A 20,315-nucleotide genomic window follows, 5' to 3' on the forward strand; every position below is an offset into this window, starting at 1 on the left:
ACCTATAGACATTACTAGGCAAAGAAGAAAGCAGGGACATTGTAATGAAAAGAGTGCACATAGATTTAGTGAGTGCAGGCGATATTATTGCGAGAACCATTTTCCAAGAGAACGGGAATGTATTACTTGGATCAGGTGTTGAACTTACAGCTCGATATATAAGTAGACTTCGTAATATGGGAATAGATTATCTATACATAGAGGATAAACTTACTGAAGATATTATTCCCGATGAACCAATTTCAGATGCGACGCGTTCAGCTGCAGTTAATGAAGTATTTACGACGATGAATGCATTCAAAGATAATGAATTAAGTAAAGGTAGAATTATTGCTCCAAATATGGGGAAAAACTTTCGAGAGATATTCGGAAGTATTATGACTGATCTATCTGCTCGTCCTAACATACTTGTTAACTTAGGTAGTATTCATTCAGCAGATTCTTATTTATTTCAGCATTCAGTCAATGTTGCGATACTTTCTGGGGTTATTGGAATTGCAAAAGGATTCAATCGTAACCAATTAGAAGAATTAGGTATTGGAGCGTTATTGTTTGATATAGGTATGACAAAAATGCCTGATAAGCTACTAAAGCAAACGGGAAATCTTTCGAATGAGGAACGTCAATTATTAGAAACGCATCCTCGTGAAGGCTTTGACATTTTACGTAAGTATCATGATATATCATTATTATCAGCACATTGTGCATTGCAGCATCATGAGAGATTCAATGGTTCGGGGTATCCAAGGCAATTGAATGGCGACGATACGCACATCTATGCACAGATAGTAGGGCTAGCAGATATGTATGATGCTTTAATTTCCCCACGTCCACATCGTAAACGTTATACAACGAGTGAAGCGATAGAGTTTCTTTTTGCAGCAGGTGGTACATACTTCGATCATGAACTTATTAAATTATTTTGTAGTCACATTTCTATCTACCCGATTGCGACAATGCTACTACTTAACACAGGACAGACGGTAGTCGTTGTTCATAATAGTGAATTAGCTCTTCATCGTCCAACGGTAAGGGTATTGAAAGAAGCCGATGGCTCCACGCCTACAACGCCTTATCAATTAGATCTCAAAAATGAGTTACACATTACGATTGTAAAAGAATTATAAAAGTAATATCTATAACTTAGGTCATTCGAAGTTTCGTATGACCTATTTGTTGTGTTGAACGACCGACAAATGTCAACTTCGCAGTCGAGTTCACGACAAAGATATTCATCGGGATCACAAGCAACTGATGTGAACTACCTATTTCAATGAAGGTAACTACCTATAGTAGTATTTGATTGTGATGACAATTAAGGTAGAATAAAGAGTAAAGGTTTCGATTACTTGTGAAGTAGGAGTGAAAGCTGTTGGATGAGTTTTCTCGAATTTTATATTGGAATAAACAACGTCAAGATCAATCTCTGAAGGAAAGTCTAGGCGTGATCGTAGACATTGGTGATGATGCCGCAGTTGTTTCCTTACCCGATCAAGTTGAATCGAAACAAAAACAATATGAAACGTTATATACTGTAGATACGATGGTTGAAGAGATACATTTCTCAAGTGCAACAACAGACTATGAGCATATTGGGTACAAGGCATTAGCTTCGAATCTATCGGATATTGCTGCAATGGGCGGTATTCCTTTACACGCACTAATTGCGATAAGTGTACCTAGTCATTATTCATCGGATCATATTAACCGAATATATAATGGAATTTACGAATGTGCGAATAGATACAAAGTAGCTATAGTTGGTGGGGATACTACTTCATCACCTCATAGTTTGACTATATCAATTACCGTTATTGGAATTGTAGAAAGTAAAAAGGCTATATTGCGCAGTGGTGCAAAAGCAGGAGATATTGTATTTGTTACAGGTGTTCCAGGACAGTCGGCAGCAGGCCTGCATGTCCTTCAACATGCGGATAAGAGTCAATACCAAAAATCGATCGTAGAACCGTTAATTCGAGCACATCAACTGCCTGAACCGCATTTGCTTGCAGGAAGATTACTGAATGCTTCTAATGAATGTCATGCGCTCAATGATATTAGCGATGGATTAATAAGTGAACTTGCAGAAATTGCAAAAGCTTCTCATGTCGATATTACTATTGACGAGAATCAAATACCACTATCTGAACATATGTCACAATATGCTGCGTTAAGTAGACAACCATTGTTTGATTGGGTTTTATATGGCGGGGAAGACTATATTCTAGTAGGAACAGCTGCTAAAGAACATTTTTCGAGCATACAAGCAAGCTTTCACGAGCAACAACTACAGCTCTATGCCATTGGAGTAGTTGAGCAAGGAAATGGTGCAGTCTGGATAGAAAGTTGGAATGATCAGCAGCAATTGAAGGCGCGTAACCAAATTGTTAATAGAGGATATAATCATTTTAAATAATGAGTGGTGAATAGTAATGAATATTGAGATGAAGCAGTGGCAACTAAATATTACGTCACAACAGGAAACTGAGATTCTAGCAAGAAAATTATCAGAGTTAGCTTGGGCTGGCATGGTCATAGCATTAGATGGTGATCTTGGTGCTGGAAAGACGACTTTTAGCAAATCGTTTGCGGCACAACTAGGTGTGCAAGGTATTGTTAGTAGTCCTACATTTACGATTATTAAGGAATATGAAGGTAGTGAATTACCTTTTTATCATATGGATGTATATCGACTATCGATCGAGGAAGCCGATGAATTAGGTTTGGATGATTATTTCTATGGTCAAGGCGTTACGATAATAGAATGGGCGAGTCTAATTACAGAAATAATGCCTCCGCAATATGTATCGTTATTTATAGAATATGTCGATGAAGAAGAGCGATTAATGACATTGAAAGCTTACGGCGAGCGATATATTAGCTGTATAGAGAAATTGATAGATGGGAGTACATCACAATGAGTAAGCAACATACTTTGCTAGCAATTGATACTTCAACTGCAACGATGGCAGGTGCAATTTTGCAGCAGGATCAATTATTAGTAGAAGTTCAGACAGAGGCGGAACGTAACCATTCCATTCATATTATGACGAATATCGAGAGCATGCTGAAAGAAGCGGAATTGTCGGTTCAACATATTACAGCTTTCGTTACAGGAATTGGACCAGGCTCTTATACAGGTGTTCGAATTGCGGTCACTGCAGCAAAGACATTAGCATGGAGTACAGGCAAACCAGTTATCGGTGTCTCAAGTTTAGAGGGCTTAGCGTATGGCGCCTTGCTTCATGAACAAGAGCATTTAGATCAAGGTAGTGCTATTATTATCCCGATAATGGATGCGCGAAGAGGACAAGTATATACGGCTGCTTTCCAAGCGAGTGGAACTGATAAGTGGGAACGCCAACATAACGACCACATTCAAATGATGAGTAATTGGTGTCAATCATTACAAGAACAACTCGAGCGTTATGTACAAGATGGCGTGAAGGAGTTATGGTTTGCCGGTGATGTTCAGCTTCATGAGGAAGCTATTGAACAGATGAAAGTCATTGCGAGTGGGCTATCTATTACAGTCCGTAGTCTGACTAGTGCGATGCAAGGACTAGCCATTGCGAAGTTAGGACAAGCGAAGCTTGGAACCATGTCGGAGGATGAGCTAGCTGCAGTCCATGATCTAGTACCCAATTACGCTCAACTAACAGAAGCAGAAGTGAAGCAAAATGCTAAGGAGAAGGAAGAAGGTCAAGCATGAACATTATAGAAGATGAACTTATTTTTCGAAAAATGACGCTTGATGATGTCCCTTGCATTGTTCAAATCGAATTGGATGCTTTTGAAACACCTTGGACGGAAGAAGCTTTTCGTAATGAATTAATGAATAACTTATTTGCACAATATATGGTGATGGAATATAGAGGTGAGATCATCGGTTACGCTGGAATGTGGATCATTATTGATGAAGCACATATTACGAATATCGCCATTCTTACCCCATATCGAGGACTAGGACTTGGTACGAGGTTAATATATGAAATTCAACGAACGGCACAATTTTTAGGTGCTCAAAAAATGACTCTAGAAGTTAGAGTAAGTAATATGAGGGCACAATCGCTCTATCGTAAATTTGGCTTCGAGGATGCTGGTATACGTCCACGATATTATTCAGATAACAACGAAGATGCACTAATTATGTGGGCGGAACTGCAACAGTCAGTGAATGGAGTGAATGTACTTGAGTAACGAGCTAATTCTTGCAATAGAAACAAGTTGTGATGAGACAAGTGCTGCGGTCATTAGAGGCGGCAAACAAATATGTTCGAATATTGTATCTAGTCAGATTGATGTACATGAGAGATTCGGCGGAGTTGTTCCTGAGATTGCATCTCGTAAACACGTAGAGAGTATTACTCGTATTATTGAACAAGCAGTCCAGCAATCAGGCTATCACACAACGGATCTTGATGCCATCGCTGTAACGGAAGGCCCAGGGCTAGTTGGAGCATTACTAGTAGGAAATGTAGCTGCGAAAAGTTTAGCAATGTCTTTGGACATTCCACTTATTGCAACACACCATATTGCTGGGCATATTTACGCAAGTCAACTTGAACATGATTTGCAATTTCCATCTTTAGCTATTGTCGTATCAGGTGGTCATACAGAATTAGTACTATTACCTGAAGAAGGAAAATTCGTCATTATTGGTCGAACGCGTGATGATGCAGTAGGTGAAGCTTATGATAAAGTGGCTCGTGCTTTGAAACTGCCTTACCCAGGTGGTCCATATATCGATCGTCTAGCTCATGAAGCTGATGAAGTCATTATAATGCCAAGAGCATGGCTTGAGAAAGATAGTTATGACTTTAGTTTTAGTGGCTTGAAATCAGCAGTATTAGCACAAATTAATCAGCATCGCATGAAAGGACTTGAACTAGATGAAGCGGCATTAGCGCGTGGATTCCAAGAATCAGTTATCGATGTTGTTGTAACAAAAGCGTTACGAGCAGCCAAGCAATATGAGGTTAAGCAGCTAGTGTTATGTGGTGGTGTTGCTGCTAACAAAGGGTTACGTGCTGTGTTACAGCAAAAATGCGCAGAGAAAAATATCCCACTTATTATTCCATCACCAGGTCTTTGTACAGATAATGCAGCAATGATCGGTGCAGCTGCACATGTGAAGTATAAGCATGAGCAATTTGCAGGACTGGATATGAAGGCGGATCCTGGACTTTCCTTAGAGGCATGGTCAATTGATTAAGAAGAAGTTTAATAAGCAGTGTTTGATAACGATGTAACACATTGTAGCTTAATCGGCGTCGAATATGAAGCGAACTTGGAAAGTCCGGTACGCGTGTACCAATAACGTACACTTGCGTTTCCTCCTTTCACAAGTAGCGCTCCATCTTCTTGGTTCTGAAACCCTGCTTATAAACCTTCATTAGAAGAGGAAGTTTAATAAGCAGGGTTTGATAACGATGTAACACGTTGTAGCTTAATCGGCATCAAATATGAAGCGAACTAAATAATATATGAAATGCAGTGTGCGAGAGTTTATACGAAATAACCTCAATGATTAGATATTGATTCTAACAATAGAGGTTTATTTCAATCGCACACTGCATTTTTTTAGTGTGAATATCGTTATCCACATATTAACATTATGGTGTTAATAACTTCCATAAATACAATGATATTAAAGGATTTGTAAAAGATGAATAAAATGATTGTGTGTATAAAGTTTTCAATAATAAATAGTGGATATTGTGGATAATGTGGATAACTACTGTTAATAACATCCAATTTATAGGGTGATCCTCAACGATCCCAATAGAAAAGCATTTATTTCATAGCATTAATGACTGAATTGACTAACAATTTATACACCGTTGTTGATAAGTATGTTGATAACTTTAATTGAAAAATTATAGAAAATAGTACAAATTATTAACAATACATAATATGATAGGTGAATAATAGAAACTTTATAAGGGGGAAACCCGATGTATAAATTACTAATTGTTGATGATGAACCTGAAGTTACAGAAGGGTTACAAGAAGGAATCGATTGGGAAAGTTATCGTATCAGTTCCGTACATACTGCAATTAACGGCAAGGATGCGATTGAATTGTTCGATCGTATAGAGCCAGATATTGTAGTAACAGACATTAGTATGCCGTTTATGAATGGATTACAACTAACTGAATGGCTCAAACAACATTTCCCTATCACCAAAGTTATTATTATTTCAGGTTATGATGATTTCCAATATGCGAAACAAGCGATACACCTACAAGTAGAAGAATACTTACTAAAACCATTTTCTAATGCACAATTAATAGAAGCAATTACTAAAGTGATTGCGACAATTGATCAAGAGCGTGAAGCAGTTTTGAATATGAAAACGTTGCAAGACCATTATCGAATTAGTTTACCTGTTATTCGCGAAAAATTTTTAATTTCATTAATGACGCGTCGATTGCCACTTCATCTGATCGAGCAGCGAGCTGAAAAGTACAATTTGAACTTGCAAGGTAAAGGATACATTATTTCATTAATTTCGATTAATCATGATAATAACGACATAGATGATGAACCTAGTCTATCACTTGTTGATTCTAATGATATAGATTTAAAGTTGTTTGCCGTAACAAATGTTGCAACTGAGCTATGGCAAAATGAGCAATTAGGAAATATATTTGTACATCAAGATGAAGTCGTATTATTGACGATAGATCAGGTTGGTGATCCGCATGAGAAAATGATTGAAACCGTCAATACATTGCAACGAATACTACAAAGCATTCAGAAATATTTACGGATGTCTGCGATTATTAGTGTAGGTACCTATACAACTTCTCTTGATCAATTGAAACATGGATATGATTCAGCACGCTCAGCATTAGATTATCGTCGAATTATTGAACATAACTCGATTATATGTATTGATGATATTGAGAAAAACGTACAGACGCGATTGTATTTTGATGATTATAAGGAACAACAATTTATTCGTGCAATTAAGCTCGGTACAGAACGTGAATTACAACAAGCAATCTCAGTAATCGTTGATGAGATTGAACATACGCAGGCAACTGTCAATGAATACGAACAATATTTTCTTGAAATTATTACGGCAGTTCATCGCTTAATGAAGTCGCTCGACGCATCGTTTGGAGGACAATGGACTGAAGGTAGTAGTTTGCTGTTACAATATCAAAGTTTGAAAAGTCTAGAGGAAACAAAATTATGGTTCTCTGACTTATGCCATAATCTGCATCAAAATATAGCTAGTACTAGACAAAATACATCACAAAAACTAGTTGAAGAAGCGATTCATTATACAAAAGAACACTATATGCAAACAGATCTTTCTATTGCTACATTATGTCTCCAACTACATATTAGTCCCGGCTATTTCAGTGGATTATTTAAGAAAGCTACGCAATTAACATATGGTGCATATCTACTTAAAGTAAGAATGGAAACGGCACAACAATTATTGAGCACGACAGATCTAAAATCTTTTGAAATCGCTGACAAAGTTGGGTTCTCTGATCCGAACTATTTTAGTCTAACATTCAAAAAATATACAGGAGTCTCCGCCAAAGATTATCGTAATGCTCTATTGAGAAAGGATTAGATTATGAAGCGACGGAGTATTCAATTCATTCTAACTGTAGCGTTCTCTTTGTTCTCAGTATTCATCATTACTACGATCAGCTTGACATTATATAGTCAGTTTTCATCAAATACGAAGGAAAATGCTAGTCGTAATGCACAGCAAATCATTGATCAAGTAAGTTATAATCTAGCAGACTATATAGAATCTACAATGGATTTATATCATATGCTACATCACACAATAAGCTCTAGTGAAGAAGGAATGCAAAGCGATGAGCTATGGAAATTACAATCGATGATTTCTTCGAGATCTGATGTCGTATCGCTTACCTTAGTTGATTTGTACGGAAAACCCATCGCATTATTACCTAATGTTAGTTTGAAAGAATCATTAATTGTGAAAGATGAATCATGGTTCAAAACGGCAGTAGAAAAGGATGGATATTTGTCTATTTCAGTGCCTCATGTACAAAATTTATATTCTCAAAAATATGAATGGGTCGTTTCACTTAGCAAGACCATTACATTCATGAAAAATGGTCAGTTAGAGCAAGGAGTATTGCTGTTAGATGTGAATTTCAAACGTATTCAAGAACTATCGGAGCGAGTAAGCTTAGGGAAAAGTGGCTATGCCTACATTATTGAGGAGTCTGGTGGTAATATTGTTTATCACCCACAAATCGAGATTATCTATGCTGATTTGAAGCAAGAAAATGTTGAACTTGCACTAAAGCAAACGTATGGTAGTTTTATTGATCAGTCTGGGCCCAGGGCTAAGATGATCAGTATTCAATCTATTAGTAATGTTGGCTGGAAAGTTGTCGGCATCTCTTACATGGACGAGCTAGCGTTAACGAATGCAGATCTGAGTATTGCATTAATAAAAATTTTAATTGCACTTGCCATCATTCTGTTGCTGGTGTCTAATCTAATCTCGCGCCAAATATCTAAACCAATCAAAAAACTAGAAGTAACGATGAGAGGTATTGAACGTGGAGAGTTTAATGTTGCTGCCAAAAGTGATGGTCCACTGGAAATTAAAAACTTAGGGGATCGTTACAATATTATGCTAGGCACGATTAGAACGTTAATGAACAAAATTGTCTCGGAGCAAGAAAGTAAACGGAAATATGAATTAGATGCTTTGCAAGCACAGATCAATCCTCATTTCTTATACAATACGCTTAATACTGTCGTTCGAATGATTAGTTCGAAACGTAATGAGGATGCCGTCACGATGATTACTGCATTGTCTAAATTGTTCCGTATTAGTCTTAGTAAAGGCGAAAGCTTGATACTAATTTCGGAAGAAGTTGAACATGTACGAAATTACCTCATTATTCAACAGATGCGATTCAAAAATAAATTCGACTTCCAATTCCGAATCGATGAACGAGCACTCGGCTACATTTCGTTAAAGTTAATATTACAACCGTTAGTGGAAAATGCACTAGAGTATGGTATTGAACCAAGTGTAGACAAGGGTCAAATCGAGGTTGTAGTAAGTCTCAACGATAAGGATCAGATCGAAATTATCGTTAGAGATAATGGGGTTGGAATAAGTGAGCATCAGCTTAAAGAGATTAATGCAGGCACTTATCATAGCAGTTCAGGTTCAGGGGTTGGACTTAAAAATGTGAACGAGCGAATTAAGTTATACTTTGGCGAGCAATATGGCCTTTTAGTTGAAAGTGAATTAGAGGAAGGAACGACAGTCTATATTACATTCCCGGCATTAATTCTTTCATCTACTGTAAAGGAGGAAGATCCGTATGCACAATCGTAAAGAATGGCTAATTGTGTTGGTCGGTGTGCTTATTTGTGGGGCATTAATTTATTCTGCATTTCATCCAAGTAAACCAGATCGTGTAGCAGTTAACCATCAGAAAAATATTGCAGTGTTGCTACGATCCTCCACAGATGATTATTGGAATTATGTACGAAAAGGTGCGGATAATGCGGCATTAGAATATGATGTCACCTTGCAGTTACACTTTCCTGAAAATGACGGAGATATAGCAGGTCAGATAAGAATTGCTCATACAATATTAGCTTCTAACCCTGATGCGATCATTATTGCTGCGAATAGCGATAAGGAATTTGCAGAAGTTCTTGAGGAAGCCAATCGCCGCCGGATCCCCGTTATTGCTGTAGATAGTAAATTAACGAGTGGTGTCACGACGACATACATCGGGTCTGATAATGAAGCATATGGACAAGAAGCGATGAAAGAAATGGCGAAATTATTGAACTATAAAGGTAATCTTCTAGTTGTAGACTATACGCATGCTGGAATTAACGGTGAAGCAAGGGAACAAGGCGTATATGAAGAACTGAAAAATTATAATGATATTAATGTTGTTAGTACGGTTGTATGTACGAATGATGTTGATCAATGTAAGCAAATCGTCAAAAAAAATATTAAAGAGCATGAAGTTGACGGGATATTAGCGTTAATGACGACTAGCTCTATTAGTTCCGCGTTAGCGTTGAAGGAATTGAACGCTTCGAACGATATTAAAATGGTAGGTTTTGATAGTTCTATTCAGTTATTAGAATTATTGCAAGAAGGCCAGATGGAATCATTATTTGTGCAAAATGCGTTCTCGCTTGGTTATTTGTCCGTTCAATATGCTGTGCAAGCTGCAGATGGTCAGAATCTCTCCTCGTCTTATCTTAGAGATATGACGATTGTTAATAAAGATAATATGTTTTGGTTGAAAAATCAGAAGCTACTCTATCCTGTCGTACATTAATATAAATAAATCCTTTAGGAGCATAGAAATATGAAAAAGGTAGTTACTACTTTAGTAATTAGTGTTTTTGCAATAATTGCAGGTGCTTGCAGCAGTAATGAAGGGGGTGGAAATTCACTACCCAAAACTGGTGTCGCTATTTTCATGTTTGATAACACCTTTATGAGTGGTGTTCGTAGTGCAATTACTTCTGCTGCAGAGGGGAAAATAGCTGTCGATATTGTAGATAGTAAAAATTCACAGACAAAAGAAAATGATAAAGTTGATCAATTTATCTCTAAGAAGATGAAAGCAATGGCGATCAATCCCGTTGATCGTACAGCAGCGGGGATCATTATCGATAAAGCGAAAAAAGCAAATATCCCAGTAGTATTTATTAATCGTGAACCGTTAGCAGCCGATCTTGCTAAATGGGATAAAGCATTTTTTGTAGGTGCGAAAGCAGAAGAGTCAGGCACAATGGAAGGCGAAATTCTTGTGGAATACTGGAAAGCGAACGCTAGTATGGACAAAAATGGTGACGGCATTTTGCAATATGTAATGTTGAAAGGTGAACCAGGGCATCAGGATACAGAGCTACGCACAAAATTTTCTGTAATAGCGATTGAAGAAGCAGGTATTAAAGTTGAATTGCTTGCAGTGGATATCGCAATGTGGGATCGAGTGAAATCTCAAGAAAAAATGGCAGGATTTCTTGCAGATCATGGAGATAAGATCGAAGCCGTTATTGCTAACAACGATGATATGGCCCTTGGTGCAATCGAAGCATTGAAAGCTGAAGGATATTTCAAAGATGGTAAGTTTATGCCTGTAGTAGGTGTCGATGCTACAGAACCAGCTATGCAAGCGTTGAAAGAGGGAACATTACTTGGAACTGTACTAAACGATGCTGTTAATCAAGGTAAAGCAACAGTACAATTGATGTCTGTTCTCGCAGATGGGGGAACGCCAACTAATGAAAATATAGGTTACGACATTACAGATGGTAAATATGTATGGATCCCCTACCAGAAAGTAACGCAGTAACTATGTACGGATTCATATCAGAAAGTGTAGTAGTGCTTATGAATGATCCCCTACCAGATAGTGGTTTCGTGGCATGGTGGGTATATTGCAGTTAATGAGTAGGGCAGAATGCTGCCCTTTCTTTTACATGTATGTATTTCATGATTAAGCTAACATCTTCATCTAAATTGTTTAATATTGATGTTCCTCTTCAAAAATGTGGATTTTTTTGTTTATATTATTAAAAGTTAACGATATAATATATCCAGATAAACGTTTCATTCCCCATGATGTTCAATTCATTACGTTTTTCCCCTCTTCGTATTAGCTCATATCAGATCTCTTATTTTTTCAAAATGTGAAAGAACCCAGCTCTTGTAACAGATGTAATGCAGTCGAAGAAAGTTAAAAGTTATGATCATAGTAAGAAGGGAGCGCTATTATTGTATAGTCATATTCTTATTGTGGATGACCATCCAGCGGTAGGGATTGGTACGAAAGATATGATAGAACGTAATATGCGAGTAAGAGTTAGTTATGTTCAATCTGCCAAATTAGCGATTGAGATGATTAGTAGACAACGCATCGATATTGTAATATGTGATTGGCAGATGCCAGTGATGAATGGCATTGAATTATGTAGTATTTTGAAAGACAAGCAACCTGATGTGAAAGTTATGATGTATTCTGGATATGAGTTGGAGCCGCATTTCAATGAAATGATGGATGCAAGGGTAAATGGATTTGTAAGTAAATCTCGTTCTAGTGATGAACTTATTCAATCCATACAAAGCATGATCGAAGGTAACGCTATTATTCCAATAGATTTGTTACAAAGATTACGCAGTATGGATTTACGAGCTTTACAAAAAATGATGCAGAGGCAAAATTCGTATATAACAGATAAGGAAAAGGAACTTTTAGAGGCAATTTCACATGGTCATAGCAATAGAGAGCTGGCTGACAAATTCCATATTAGTCAACGCGGTGTAGAATATCAATTGAGTAACTTATTCAAGAAGTTACAAGTTCGTTCTCGTGCGAAAGCTATTACAGTAGCTATTGAGCTAGGGTATATTCCAGCAAAAACGTTGAAAAGTTAAGATATATCATGAATGCTAACTAATAACATTAATGCAATCATGAATGCTATTGTGAAATCTATCAAAAAAAAGAAGCTGTTCGCACGTTAGATTTCTCTTTAGTGGAATAGCTTCTTTTATGTTGTTAGCATCTTATAGTTGGAGCACGAAGTCAAAATGACATTGCTCATAGGCGGAGATAAAATTAAATGACTCTGCTCATCTACGTCGATATAGAAAAGTGCAGCTTAAGCCATAACATCTTCCCATTGCTCATAGCAAGTATCAAGAGTTGCTTTACGATTAGCTATCTCTGTTTGAATCTCTTGAATACGCATATAGTCGTTAAAGATGGCTGGATCTGTCAGTTTAACTTCCCAGTCAGCTATCTCTTGCTCTAATTCGGCAATTTGTTGCTCTAATTGTTCTAATTTACGTTGTTTACTGCGCTCTTCACGTTTCTGCTGCTTCTCAGCCTCATAGGATAGGACAGGGGATGCTGTCACTTGCTGTTGAACTGAGTTTTTATTGTTTTGTAATTTGGCAGCTTCAAGACGAGCTTCTTCCATTTCGAGTTTTTTCTCCAGCATATCGTCATAATTTCCCAGGAAATAGCTGGCACCTTGTGCGGATAGTTCGACAATTCGCTCAGACATCTTGTTCAGGAAATAACGGTCATGCGAGATAAAAAGTAATGTTCCTTCATAATCAAATAATGCTGACTCCAATACTTCTTTACTGAATAGATCCAAATGGTTCGTAGGCTCATCGAGAATTAGGAAGTTAGCTTGAGCTAACATTAATTTAGATAATGAGACACGCGCTTTCTCGCCACCACTGAGTGATGAAATTTTCTTTAATACATCCTCACCACTGAATAAGAAGTTACCAAGTACTGTACGAATACGTGCTTCTTCCATATGAGGATAAGTACCCCATACTTCTTCTAATACAGTGTTATTGCCATTAAGTACATTATGTTCTTGATCATAGTAGCCAACTTTCACATGTGATCCGAATTGAATACTCCCTGTTGTAGGCTCTAATTGAGATACGAGTGTCTTTAATAATGTTGATTTGCCAATTCCGTTCGGTCCAACTAAAGCAACCATTTCACCACGTTGTAACTGGAAACTAATATCGCTGAAAAGCGGAGTAGCAGCATTAGGGAATTGCACAGATAGATGATTAACATTCAGTACTTCTTTCCCACTCATCCGCTCCACTTCAAAGGAGAACGACGCACGCTTCAAATCACCCATCGGCCGATCCAAACGATCCATCTTATCTAAAGATTTGCGACGGCTTTGTGCACGCTTTGTCGTGGAGGCACGTACAATATTTTTCTGAATAAACTGCTCCATTTTAGCGATTTCGTCTTGTTGTTTTTCGAAGTGTTTCAATTGAGTTTCGTACTCTGCTTCTTTAATTTCAAGGTAACGACTGTAATTACCAGTATAGCGCTTCGCTTGGTGGCGCTCGATTTCTACAATCGTAGTCGTCATCGCATCAAGGAAGTAACGGTCATGTGAGACGACAACAATAGCACCATTATAAGAACGTAAGTATCCTTCTAGCCAAGTTAACGTCTCGATATCCAGATGGTTGGTAGGCTCATCGAGCATTAATAGATCAGGTGCTTGAAGCAAAATTTTAGCTAATGCTAATCTTGTTTTTTGTCCACCGCTTAATGATGCGATAGGAGTATCAAGTTCGAAAGTTCCAAATCCCATACCGTGCAGGACACTATTAATTCGAGTATTAATCTCAAATCCACCATTAGCTTTATACCAATCTGAACGTTGTGCGTAACGTTCTAGCACCTCGTTATAACGTTTCTCATTCTCGTGTAGATCAGGGTCTGCGATTTTTATCTCTAACTCACGTAATTCTTTCTCAGCGGCATAGAGATGAGCAAAAACCGTTTGCATTTCTTCTATTATAGAAAGATGGGATTGTAATCCACTATTTTGCGCAAGATAGCCTAGCTTTGTTTCTTTCGCTTTGTGAATATCTCCACTTTCAAAACTAATTTCGCCAGCGATGATTTTTAGTAACGTAGATTTTCCGGCGCCATTGACACCTACTAGTCCGATTTTGTCTCTTTCTAGTACTTGAACATTAATATTTGAAAGGATTGTATCAATCCCGTAGCTTTTTGTAATATTGGATACTTGCAGTAACATTCCTTGTCCTCCATCAAAATGTAGTGGTAGCAACTCGTATATAACTACTATATAGTGTACCATAAGCATGTTATATATTGGCGTAACTTGTGTAACAATGGTACACTATTATCAAAAGTAGACTATTTTTCTTACCATAAAAGAATTTATTAATTTCCAGAGGAGAGCAAAGGACAAGTTCTATTTGGCGATAAAATACCTTATAGACGCGGGCGCTCATTCTTGAATTACCTCGGTTAGAGCATTTCTTATATTGGAATATGCTTTCTATGCGACTTTTCATTGAAGAGAAGCAAAATGGAGAAGAAATGAAAAGTTTTAGGTGGTTAAACTATGGAACAGCTATCTGTACAGAAACTACATATGCGCAAACAATTTAAGGAAATTAGAAATAATATCGAAACGCTACATGCTCAGCAATGGTCTGAAGAGGCATGCGCATATGCGATTAGTCTAGCGCAACAACGAGGCTGGCGCGAAGTGATGGTCTATATTCCATTTCGTAGTGAACTTCAACTATGGCCTTTCATTGAATGGTGTTGGCAACATCAGATTACTATTATTGTACCAAAATGCCTAGTAGAGACGCATACGATGCAACTATATCCATTATACAATAAAGATCAGCTACGCCTAGGGGCGTATCAAATATTAGAACCTAATTCAGATCAACTTACGCCGATAAACACAGTGCCTGATGCCGTTATTGTGCCTGGGCTCGTCTATACAAAGGATGGAGCACGATTAGGATATGGTGGCGGTTATTATGATCGTTTTTACGAGTTAATGGGTCAACAAGAGAAGCAGATAACATGGATTGGTATCGGATATGAAACTCAGATTACAGATCACATTCCGATGGATGAATATGATATTAAATTGAACATTTTAATTACTAATAAAGGAATTACGACATGTTCATAGAATGAAAGGATGTAACAGATAGTGGAATTCACTCATTTTAATGAACAAGGTAGAGCAAAGATGGTAGATATATCTGACAAAGAGATTACGAAGCGCGAAGCTACGGCAACATCAATGGTGAAGATGCTACCAACTACATTGCAGAAGATTAAAGAAGGTAAAATTGGTAAAGGTGATGTATTATCTGTAGCTCAAGTAGCGGGAATTATGGCTGCTAAGAAAACATCAGAATGGATTCCAATGTGTCATCCACTTGCCTTAAACGGAGTGAACATCTCATTCACTGATAATGACATTGACGAGTTATATATAATAGTTACAGTGAAGATAACAGGAAAGACAGGCGTGGAGATGGAAGCTCTTACTGCGGCATCCGCAACTGCCTTAACAATATACGATATGTGTAAAGCATTACAGAAAGATATGATTATTGGTCCAACGCAGCTTATGAAGAAAACAGGTGGAGTACACGGAGATTTTGAGAGAACCGCTGAATAAAACATAGAAAGAATAGAGAGAAGAATGGAGGAATTGGAGATGCAATGGAAGGTTGGTATACTTACGGCAAGCGATAAAGGTGCACGTGGTGAACGTGAAGATGTAAGTGCACAGGTTGTCAGAGAACTAGTTGAAGATGAACTAGGTGGCCAGATCGTTGATTATCGAATTGTTCCAGATGAGCAAGATGAGATTATGGCAGCATTGATTGAAATGACAGAATATTATGGGGCAGATCTTGTAATAACGACAGGTGGAACTGGACTTGCGGCAAGAGATGTAACGCCAGAAGCTACTTTGAAAGTCATTGATCGTGAAGTGCCAGGAATTGCTGAAGCGATGCGTATGGGGGCACTGCATAAGACGAGACGTGCGATGTTATCTCGTGGAATATGTGGTACTCGAGGTAAAGCTCTTATTATTAATTTACCAGGTAGTCCAAAAGGCGTTTCAGAAAGTTTACTTGCAATTATGGATCAATTACCACACGCATTAGGCATACTATCAGGTGAACTGCTAGAGCATTAGAACAAGGTTTTTGAAGTAACATATTATTTGCTCGTAATTATATAGTAAGTTGATGAAAAGTAATGATTAGGCTTACGAAGTAACTTTTCATCTGCTTCAAGTTATTTAATAGAGTGATGAAAAGTTTTAGGAGATATAATCAAGATGACAGAATTACACGGACATGATGATAATGATATGGATTCACATACTACCATAACAGAAACCTCACTTAGGGAGGTTTCTGTTTATGATGCAATTGGACTTAGACTTGCACATGATCTGACGCAAATCATTCCTGGTCAATTCAAAGGCAGACTTTTCAAACGTGGGCATATTATTACAGAAGAAGATATTCCAAAATTACTTGATATCGGCAAAGAGCATATCTATGTAATGGAATTGGGCTTGCTTGATCTGCATGAGGATGATGCTGCGAAGTTAATGGCGGATGCGTTAATAGACGAGCAGTTATTACGCAATGAGCCACATGAAGGAAAAGTAAGTGTTAAAGCTCATATTGATGGTGTTGCCAAAATTGCCAAAGAAGTAGTCGATGCAGTTAATGCAATTGGCGAGATTGCGCTGGCGACAATCTTCACTAATAAAGTGGTGAAACAAGGTGGACAACTTGCAGCGACTAGAGCGATACCACTTATCGTAGCGAAAGAAAAAATTAAGCAAGTCGAAAACATTGCAAAGCAATACCGTACCAAACATGGTGTAGCACCGATATCGGTAGTCCCCATACCAGCTAGACGTATAGGGTTGCTTACAACTGGTAGTGAAGTGTATAATGGCAGAATTAAGGATAAATTTGGACCTGCTGTAAAAGCAAAGCTTGAGGAACTTGGATCGACTGTTGTGGAACAACGTTTTGCTACAGATGATCGTGAGAAAATTGTTGAAGAAATTCAATATTTGCAAGCTAAAGGTTATGATATGATTTTGGTGACTGGCGGCATGTCTGTTGATCCAGATGATCGTACTCCAGGGGCGATAAAGGCTACAGGAGCAGATATTGTTAGTTATGGAACACCAATGTTACCAGGTTCAATGTTGCTCGTAGCTTATTTGCAAGATGTACCTATTCTTGGTTTGCCAGGATGTGTGATGCATGATCCGTACACTTCCTTTGATGTATTTCTACCTAGACTATTACTAGGTGAGAAGATCGAGAAGGATGATATAATTGCTCTAGGCTATGGCGGTCTATATGGTTGCTAAGTATATGAAAAGTTGAAGCATAAGCTTTCGATGTACTTTTCATAATCAGGAAGCAGATTCTAGAGGTATACGAAAAGTTGAAGGAGGAATCGTGATGGGCATAGGTGTGACTGGTGTTATTTTATTGGTATTGGTGGCTTTGCTTTTATTCGGTCCCAATAAGTTGCCTGAGCTTGGACGAGCAGTAGGACGTACACTACGCGAGTTTAAGACCGGTGCTAATGAGATGTTGGATTCAAACGATAAGAAAAATGAAGATACATCTCGCGTTGAAGTGAATCAAGTTGAGCAAACAGAGAAAAACAATAAGCGGCTACCAGACTAGTTTGGTCCGCTTTTTTCTTGCTTGTTAATCATCGAAGAGAAAAGAGGGAAGTCGCGCGAATGAGTGTGCCACGAAAACAATTGGAGCGTTTGGCTTCCGCAAAAGATCGACTTATGTCAGAAGAAGGTTTAATGTCACTCGTTGAACATCTAACCGAGCTTCGCAAAAGAGTAATATACATACTAATAATGGTCGTACTTGGCCTTATTCTTGGACTTGTAATAGCAGAACCAACATATCAGTTTTTATTGAATGAAAAGCCAGCTGCTGGCTCCTTAGTGCTTCATACGTTCTCCTTCTGGGATGGAATTGGCATCTATATGCAAATCGCTTTAGTTGTTGCGATGATCTTGACGTTACCGTTCACGGTACTGCAGTTATGGTTATTTGTGAAGCCAGCTTTATTACCCCATGAACAGAGATCGACATTGAAGTACGTTCCATTTGCTGTATTTATGGCGTTACTCGGTCTATCTTTTGCCTACTTTGTCGTATTTCCGTTAGCGTTCAACTTTACAAGAGCTGTTTCAGACCGTTTAGGTTTAGTTGAAACTTACGGTGTAGTGCAATATTTTGATTTTATGTTCAGCATCATATTACCAATTACATTATTATTTGAACTTCCATTAGTCATTATGTTTTTGACAGCTATTCGTATTGTTAATCCATTACGATTACGTAAGATGAGAAAGATAGCGTACTTCTTAATGGTAGTTATCGGAGTCGTTGTTACACCACCAGACTTCATTTCAGATATTCTTGTCATTATTCCACTTATTGTGCTGTACGAAATTAGTGTGTGGCTATCAGGGACCGTATATAGGAAGCAGTTGTTATCAGATACTCAGTGGGTAGACAAAGAGGAAGAAGATAAATAAATATACAAATAAGAAAAGGGAGTGTCCCATTCGTAGATAAAATCTACAAATGAGATACTCCCTTTATTCGTTATACTGAAAATATAAGTCTGAATCTGAATTATAGATGAAGTGCTTTGCTCATATAGTCTAGCGACTCGTTAATACGTGTACCTGGATTAGAGCCAAACAGCTCAGCAGGTAATACTTCGATACGACCATTTTTTACTGCGTCAATACTGTTCCAAGCGCTACTAGCTTCCATCTCGCGAATGAAACTATTCTTCACATCTTCAGGGTCAGCATGCGTCATAATGAAGATTGCTTGTGGATTCGACTCGACAATACGTTCCATATCAAGCGTAGCATATTGAGGGTAACTAGCTAATTGCGGATAATTTGCAGCAATATTAGTACCACCAGCAAGTGAAAGAAGGTCTCCAGCAAGTGAGCTAGGTAATGCTGCCATAAATGTGCCAGGAGCACCATATACGATTAGAGCTGGAACAGACTCTTGCGATGCAGCAGCTAATTCAGCAAGCTTACTATCAATCTCAGCTACTAACTGTTCAGCTTTACTCTGTTTTTGTAGTAAATCTCCGAATAAGGTGATTTGGCGTTGAATGTCTGCTACTGAGTTACCACTTGTGAGGATAACTTTTGCACCAATGCTTTCAAGCTTCGCAACATCTTTTTCATTCATAATGTTGTGAGCGAGAACGACCTGTGGCTTCACATAAGCAATTTGTTCTAGATCAACCTCATGAGTTGTACCAATTTCACGTACGTCATAGGAAGATTCCCATTGCAGCGGTACCTCAGTTGTTGGTCGACCGACTAACGAGCCTTCAAGGGAGTAGATAATGTTAGTTTCACCAATACTTAGTGCCGCGATCTTATCAGGTACACCATTTACCGTAATCTCACGATTATTGAAATCAGTAATCGTAATCTTTTCACCAGTTGCTTCGTTCGTAGTAGATGGATCAGACGTTGCACCACAGCCAGCTAGTAGAACAGTACCCGTAAGTAATACACTAGCTAATAGTTTTGTATATTTACGCATCTTCAATTCTCCTTCAAAATAGTTAGAAACAAGTGTATTAAAAGTCATTGCATGATTTGTAGTTATCGGTTTGTTCTTGATAATGATTCTTAATCTCGCTATTTATTGTGACATAGATGCGGTTTGAAGGAAAGAGAAAACTTATGTCTGAATAATGACAGATTATAGAAGTGACTTAAAAGTGTCATAAACTTGTTGACTATTTCTTTTGAAATCATGTAATATCGAATAGGGAGTAGAGATAATCATTCTCATTATCAATTTACGATGTCTATGATGTTCTTATGAGGACATTTTATTTTT

General features: G+C 37.9%; 19 protein-coding genes. 17 read left to right on the plus strand and 2 right to left on the minus strand.

All coding sequences use genetic code 11. The features are described from left to right. The first annotated feature begins 44 nt into the window (after positions 1-44). The 11 genes from NAG76_10600 (at position 45) to NAG76_10650 (ending at position 12,443) form a co-directional block, all read left to right on the plus strand. The gene (locus tag NAG76_10600) at positions 45-1,127 is read left to right on the plus strand and encodes an HD-GYP domain-containing protein (protein URN96637.1); all 1,083 of its coding nucleotides are present in this window, start codon (positions 45-47) and stop codon (positions 1,125-1,127) included. Between the two features lie 245 nt (positions 1,128-1,372). Next, positions 1,373-2,416 (plus strand): thiamine-phosphate kinase, encoded by a 1,044-nt coding sequence (gene thiL, locus NAG76_10605; protein URN96638.1) that lies wholly within the window; start codon positions 1,373-1,375, stop codon positions 2,414-2,416. Positions 2,417-2,432: 16 nt separating this feature from the next. Then, positions 2,433-2,921, plus strand: a complete 489-nt coding sequence (gene tsaE / locus NAG76_10610) for a tRNA (adenosine(37)-N6)-threonylcarbamoyltransferase complex ATPase subunit type 1 TsaE (protein ID URN96639.1) — start codon at positions 2,433-2,435, stop codon at positions 2,919-2,921. Next, positions 2,918-3,712 (plus strand): tRNA (adenosine(37)-N6)-threonylcarbamoyltransferase complex dimerization subunit type 1 TsaB, encoded by a 795-nt coding sequence (gene tsaB, locus NAG76_10615; protein ID URN96640.1) that lies wholly within the window; start codon positions 2,918-2,920, stop codon positions 3,710-3,712. Before tsaE ends, tsaB begins: the two co-directional genes overlap by 4 nt. After that, positions 3,709-4,200, plus strand: coding sequence for a ribosomal protein S18-alanine N-acetyltransferase (rimI, locus tag NAG76_10620; GenBank protein ID URN96641.1), 492 nt, complete (start codon positions 3,709-3,711; stop codon positions 4,198-4,200). The genes tsaB and rimI overlap by 4 nt, the downstream gene beginning before the upstream one ends. Then, positions 4,193-5,215, plus strand: coding sequence for a tRNA (adenosine(37)-N6)-threonylcarbamoyltransferase complex transferase subunit TsaD (tsaD, locus tag NAG76_10625; protein ID URN96642.1), 1,023 nt, complete (start codon positions 4,193-4,195; stop codon positions 5,213-5,215). The genes rimI and tsaD overlap by 8 nt, the downstream gene beginning before the upstream one ends. Before the next feature lie 742 nt (positions 5,216-5,957). Further along, complete coding sequence (locus tag NAG76_10630; GenBank protein ID URN96643.1) at positions 5,958-7,598, plus strand: response regulator; 1,641 nt, start codon at positions 5,958-5,960, stop codon at positions 7,596-7,598. 3 nt (positions 7,599-7,601) lie between these two features. Continuing rightward, complete coding sequence (locus NAG76_10635; GenBank protein ID URN96644.1) at positions 7,602-9,365, plus strand: sensor histidine kinase; 1,764 nt, start codon at positions 7,602-7,604, stop codon at positions 9,363-9,365. Then, positions 9,352-10,335 (plus strand): substrate-binding domain-containing protein, encoded by a 984-nt coding sequence (locus NAG76_10640; protein URN96645.1) that lies wholly within the window; start codon positions 9,352-9,354, stop codon positions 10,333-10,335. The genes NAG76_10635 and NAG76_10640 overlap by 14 nt, the downstream gene beginning before the upstream one ends. A gap of 30 nt (positions 10,336-10,365) precedes the next feature. Further along, positions 10,366-11,361, plus strand: a complete 996-nt coding sequence (locus NAG76_10645; GenBank protein URN96646.1) for a galactose ABC transporter substrate-binding protein — start codon at positions 10,366-10,368, stop codon at positions 11,359-11,361. 422 nt (positions 11,362-11,783) lie between these two features. After that, on the plus strand, positions 11,784-12,443 hold the full coding sequence (locus NAG76_10650; GenBank protein URN96647.1) for a response regulator transcription factor: 660 nt from the start codon (positions 11,784-11,786) through the stop codon (positions 12,441-12,443). A gap of 227 nt (positions 12,444-12,670) precedes the next feature. Here NAG76_10650 and abc-f read toward each other — a convergent pair whose 3' ends face one another. Further along, complete coding sequence (gene abc-f / locus NAG76_10655; GenBank protein ID URN96648.1) at positions 12,671-14,608, minus strand: ABC-F type ribosomal protection protein; 1,938 nt, start codon at positions 14,606-14,608, stop codon at positions 12,671-12,673. A 333-nt stretch (positions 14,609-14,941) separates the two neighbouring features. Between abc-f and NAG76_10660 the strand changes: the two genes are divergently transcribed. The 6 genes from NAG76_10660 to tatC all read left to right on the plus strand — a co-directional run bounded on the left by NAG76_10660 (position 14,942) and on the right by tatC (position 18,967). Next, positions 14,942-15,532 carry a 5-formyltetrahydrofolate cyclo-ligase gene (locus NAG76_10660; GenBank protein URN96649.1) on the plus strand — a complete coding sequence of 197 codons (591 nt, stop codon included), beginning with the start codon at positions 14,942-14,944 and terminating at the stop codon, positions 15,530-15,532. Positions 15,533-15,550: 18 nt separating this feature from the next. Continuing rightward, positions 15,551-16,030 carry a cyclic pyranopterin monophosphate synthase MoaC gene (gene moaC, locus NAG76_10665; GenBank protein URN96814.1) on the plus strand — a complete coding sequence of 160 codons (480 nt, stop codon included), beginning with the start codon at positions 15,551-15,553 and terminating at the stop codon, positions 16,028-16,030. A 39-nt stretch (positions 16,031-16,069) separates the two neighbouring features. Next, entirely contained in the window at positions 16,070-16,558 is a 489-nt protein-coding gene (locus NAG76_10670; protein ID URN96650.1) for a MogA/MoaB family molybdenum cofactor biosynthesis protein, read from the plus strand. A 144-nt stretch (positions 16,559-16,702) separates the two neighbouring features. Continuing rightward, entirely contained in the window at positions 16,703-17,764 is a 1,062-nt protein-coding gene (locus tag NAG76_10675) for a molybdopterin-binding protein (GenBank protein URN96651.1), read from the plus strand. A 94-nt stretch (positions 17,765-17,858) separates the two neighbouring features. Continuing rightward, positions 17,859-18,089: a twin-arginine translocase TatA/TatE family subunit gene (gene tatA, locus NAG76_10680; GenBank protein URN96652.1), complete on the plus strand. Its 231-nt coding sequence runs from the start codon at positions 17,859-17,861 to the stop codon at positions 18,087-18,089. A gap of 59 nt (positions 18,090-18,148) precedes the next feature. Next, positions 18,149-18,967 carry a twin-arginine translocase subunit TatC gene (tatC, locus tag NAG76_10685; protein URN96653.1) on the plus strand — a complete coding sequence of 273 codons (819 nt, stop codon included), beginning with the start codon at positions 18,149-18,151 and terminating at the stop codon, positions 18,965-18,967. Between the two features lie 100 nt (positions 18,968-19,067). On the opposite strand, the gene NAG76_10690 is transcribed toward tatC, so the two are convergent. Further along, positions 19,068-20,012: an ABC transporter substrate-binding protein gene (locus tag NAG76_10690; GenBank protein URN96654.1), complete on the minus strand. Its 945-nt coding sequence runs from the start codon at positions 20,010-20,012 to the stop codon at positions 19,068-19,070. Positions 20,013-20,315 lie beyond the last annotated feature (303 nt).

The organism is Candidatus Pristimantibacillus lignocellulolyticus (assembly GCA_023639215.1).
Lineage (GTDB): Bacteria > Bacillota > Bacilli > Paenibacillales > Paenibacillaceae > Pristimantibacillus > Pristimantibacillus lignocellulolyticus.

Excerpts from the sequence above, each read along its gene's own strand:
- NAG76_10640 (URN96645.1), top strand. The coding sequence starts at position 9,352 with ATGCACAATCGTAAAGAATGGCTAATTGTGTTGGTCGGTGTGCTTATT.
- NAG76_10630 (URN96643.1), top strand. The coding sequence starts at position 5,958 with ATGTATAAATTACTAATTGTTGATGATGAACCTGAAGTTACAGAAGGG.
- tsaB (URN96640.1), top strand. The coding sequence starts at position 2,918 with ATGAGTAAGCAACATACTTTGCTAGCAATTGATACTTCAACTGCAACG.
- tatA (URN96652.1), top strand. The coding sequence starts at position 17,859 with ATGGGCATAGGTGTGACTGGTGTTATTTTATTGGTATTGGTGGCTTTG.
- NAG76_10600 (URN96637.1), top strand. The coding sequence starts at position 45 with ATGAAAAGAGTGCACATAGATTTAGTGAGTGCAGGCGATATTATTGCG.
- NAG76_10675 (URN96651.1), top strand. The coding sequence starts at position 16,703 with ATGACAGAATTACACGGACATGATGATAATGATATGGATTCACATACT.
- NAG76_10635 (URN96644.1), top strand. The coding sequence starts at position 7,602 with ATGAAGCGACGGAGTATTCAATTCATTCTAACTGTAGCGTTCTCTTTG.
- NAG76_10670 (URN96650.1), top strand. The coding sequence starts at position 16,070 with ATGCAATGGAAGGTTGGTATACTTACGGCAAGCGATAAAGGTGCACGT.
- NAG76_10690 (URN96654.1), bottom strand. The coding sequence starts at position 20,012 with ATGCGTAAATATACAAAACTATTAGCTAGTGTATTACTTACGGGTACT.
- NAG76_10645 (URN96646.1), top strand. The coding sequence starts at position 10,366 with ATGAAAAAGGTAGTTACTACTTTAGTAATTAGTGTTTTTGCAATAATT.
- NAG76_10660 (URN96649.1), top strand. The coding sequence starts at position 14,942 with ATGGAACAGCTATCTGTACAGAAACTACATATGCGCAAACAATTTAAG.
- rimI (URN96641.1), top strand. The coding sequence starts at position 3,709 with ATGAACATTATAGAAGATGAACTTATTTTTCGAAAAATGACGCTTGAT.
- tatC (URN96653.1), top strand. The coding sequence starts at position 18,149 with ATGAGTGTGCCACGAAAACAATTGGAGCGTTTGGCTTCCGCAAAAGAT.
- abc-f (URN96648.1), bottom strand. The coding sequence starts at position 14,608 with ATGTTACTGCAAGTATCCAATATTACAAAAAGCTACGGGATTGATACA.
- tsaE (URN96639.1), top strand. The coding sequence starts at position 2,433 with ATGAATATTGAGATGAAGCAGTGGCAACTAAATATTACGTCACAACAG.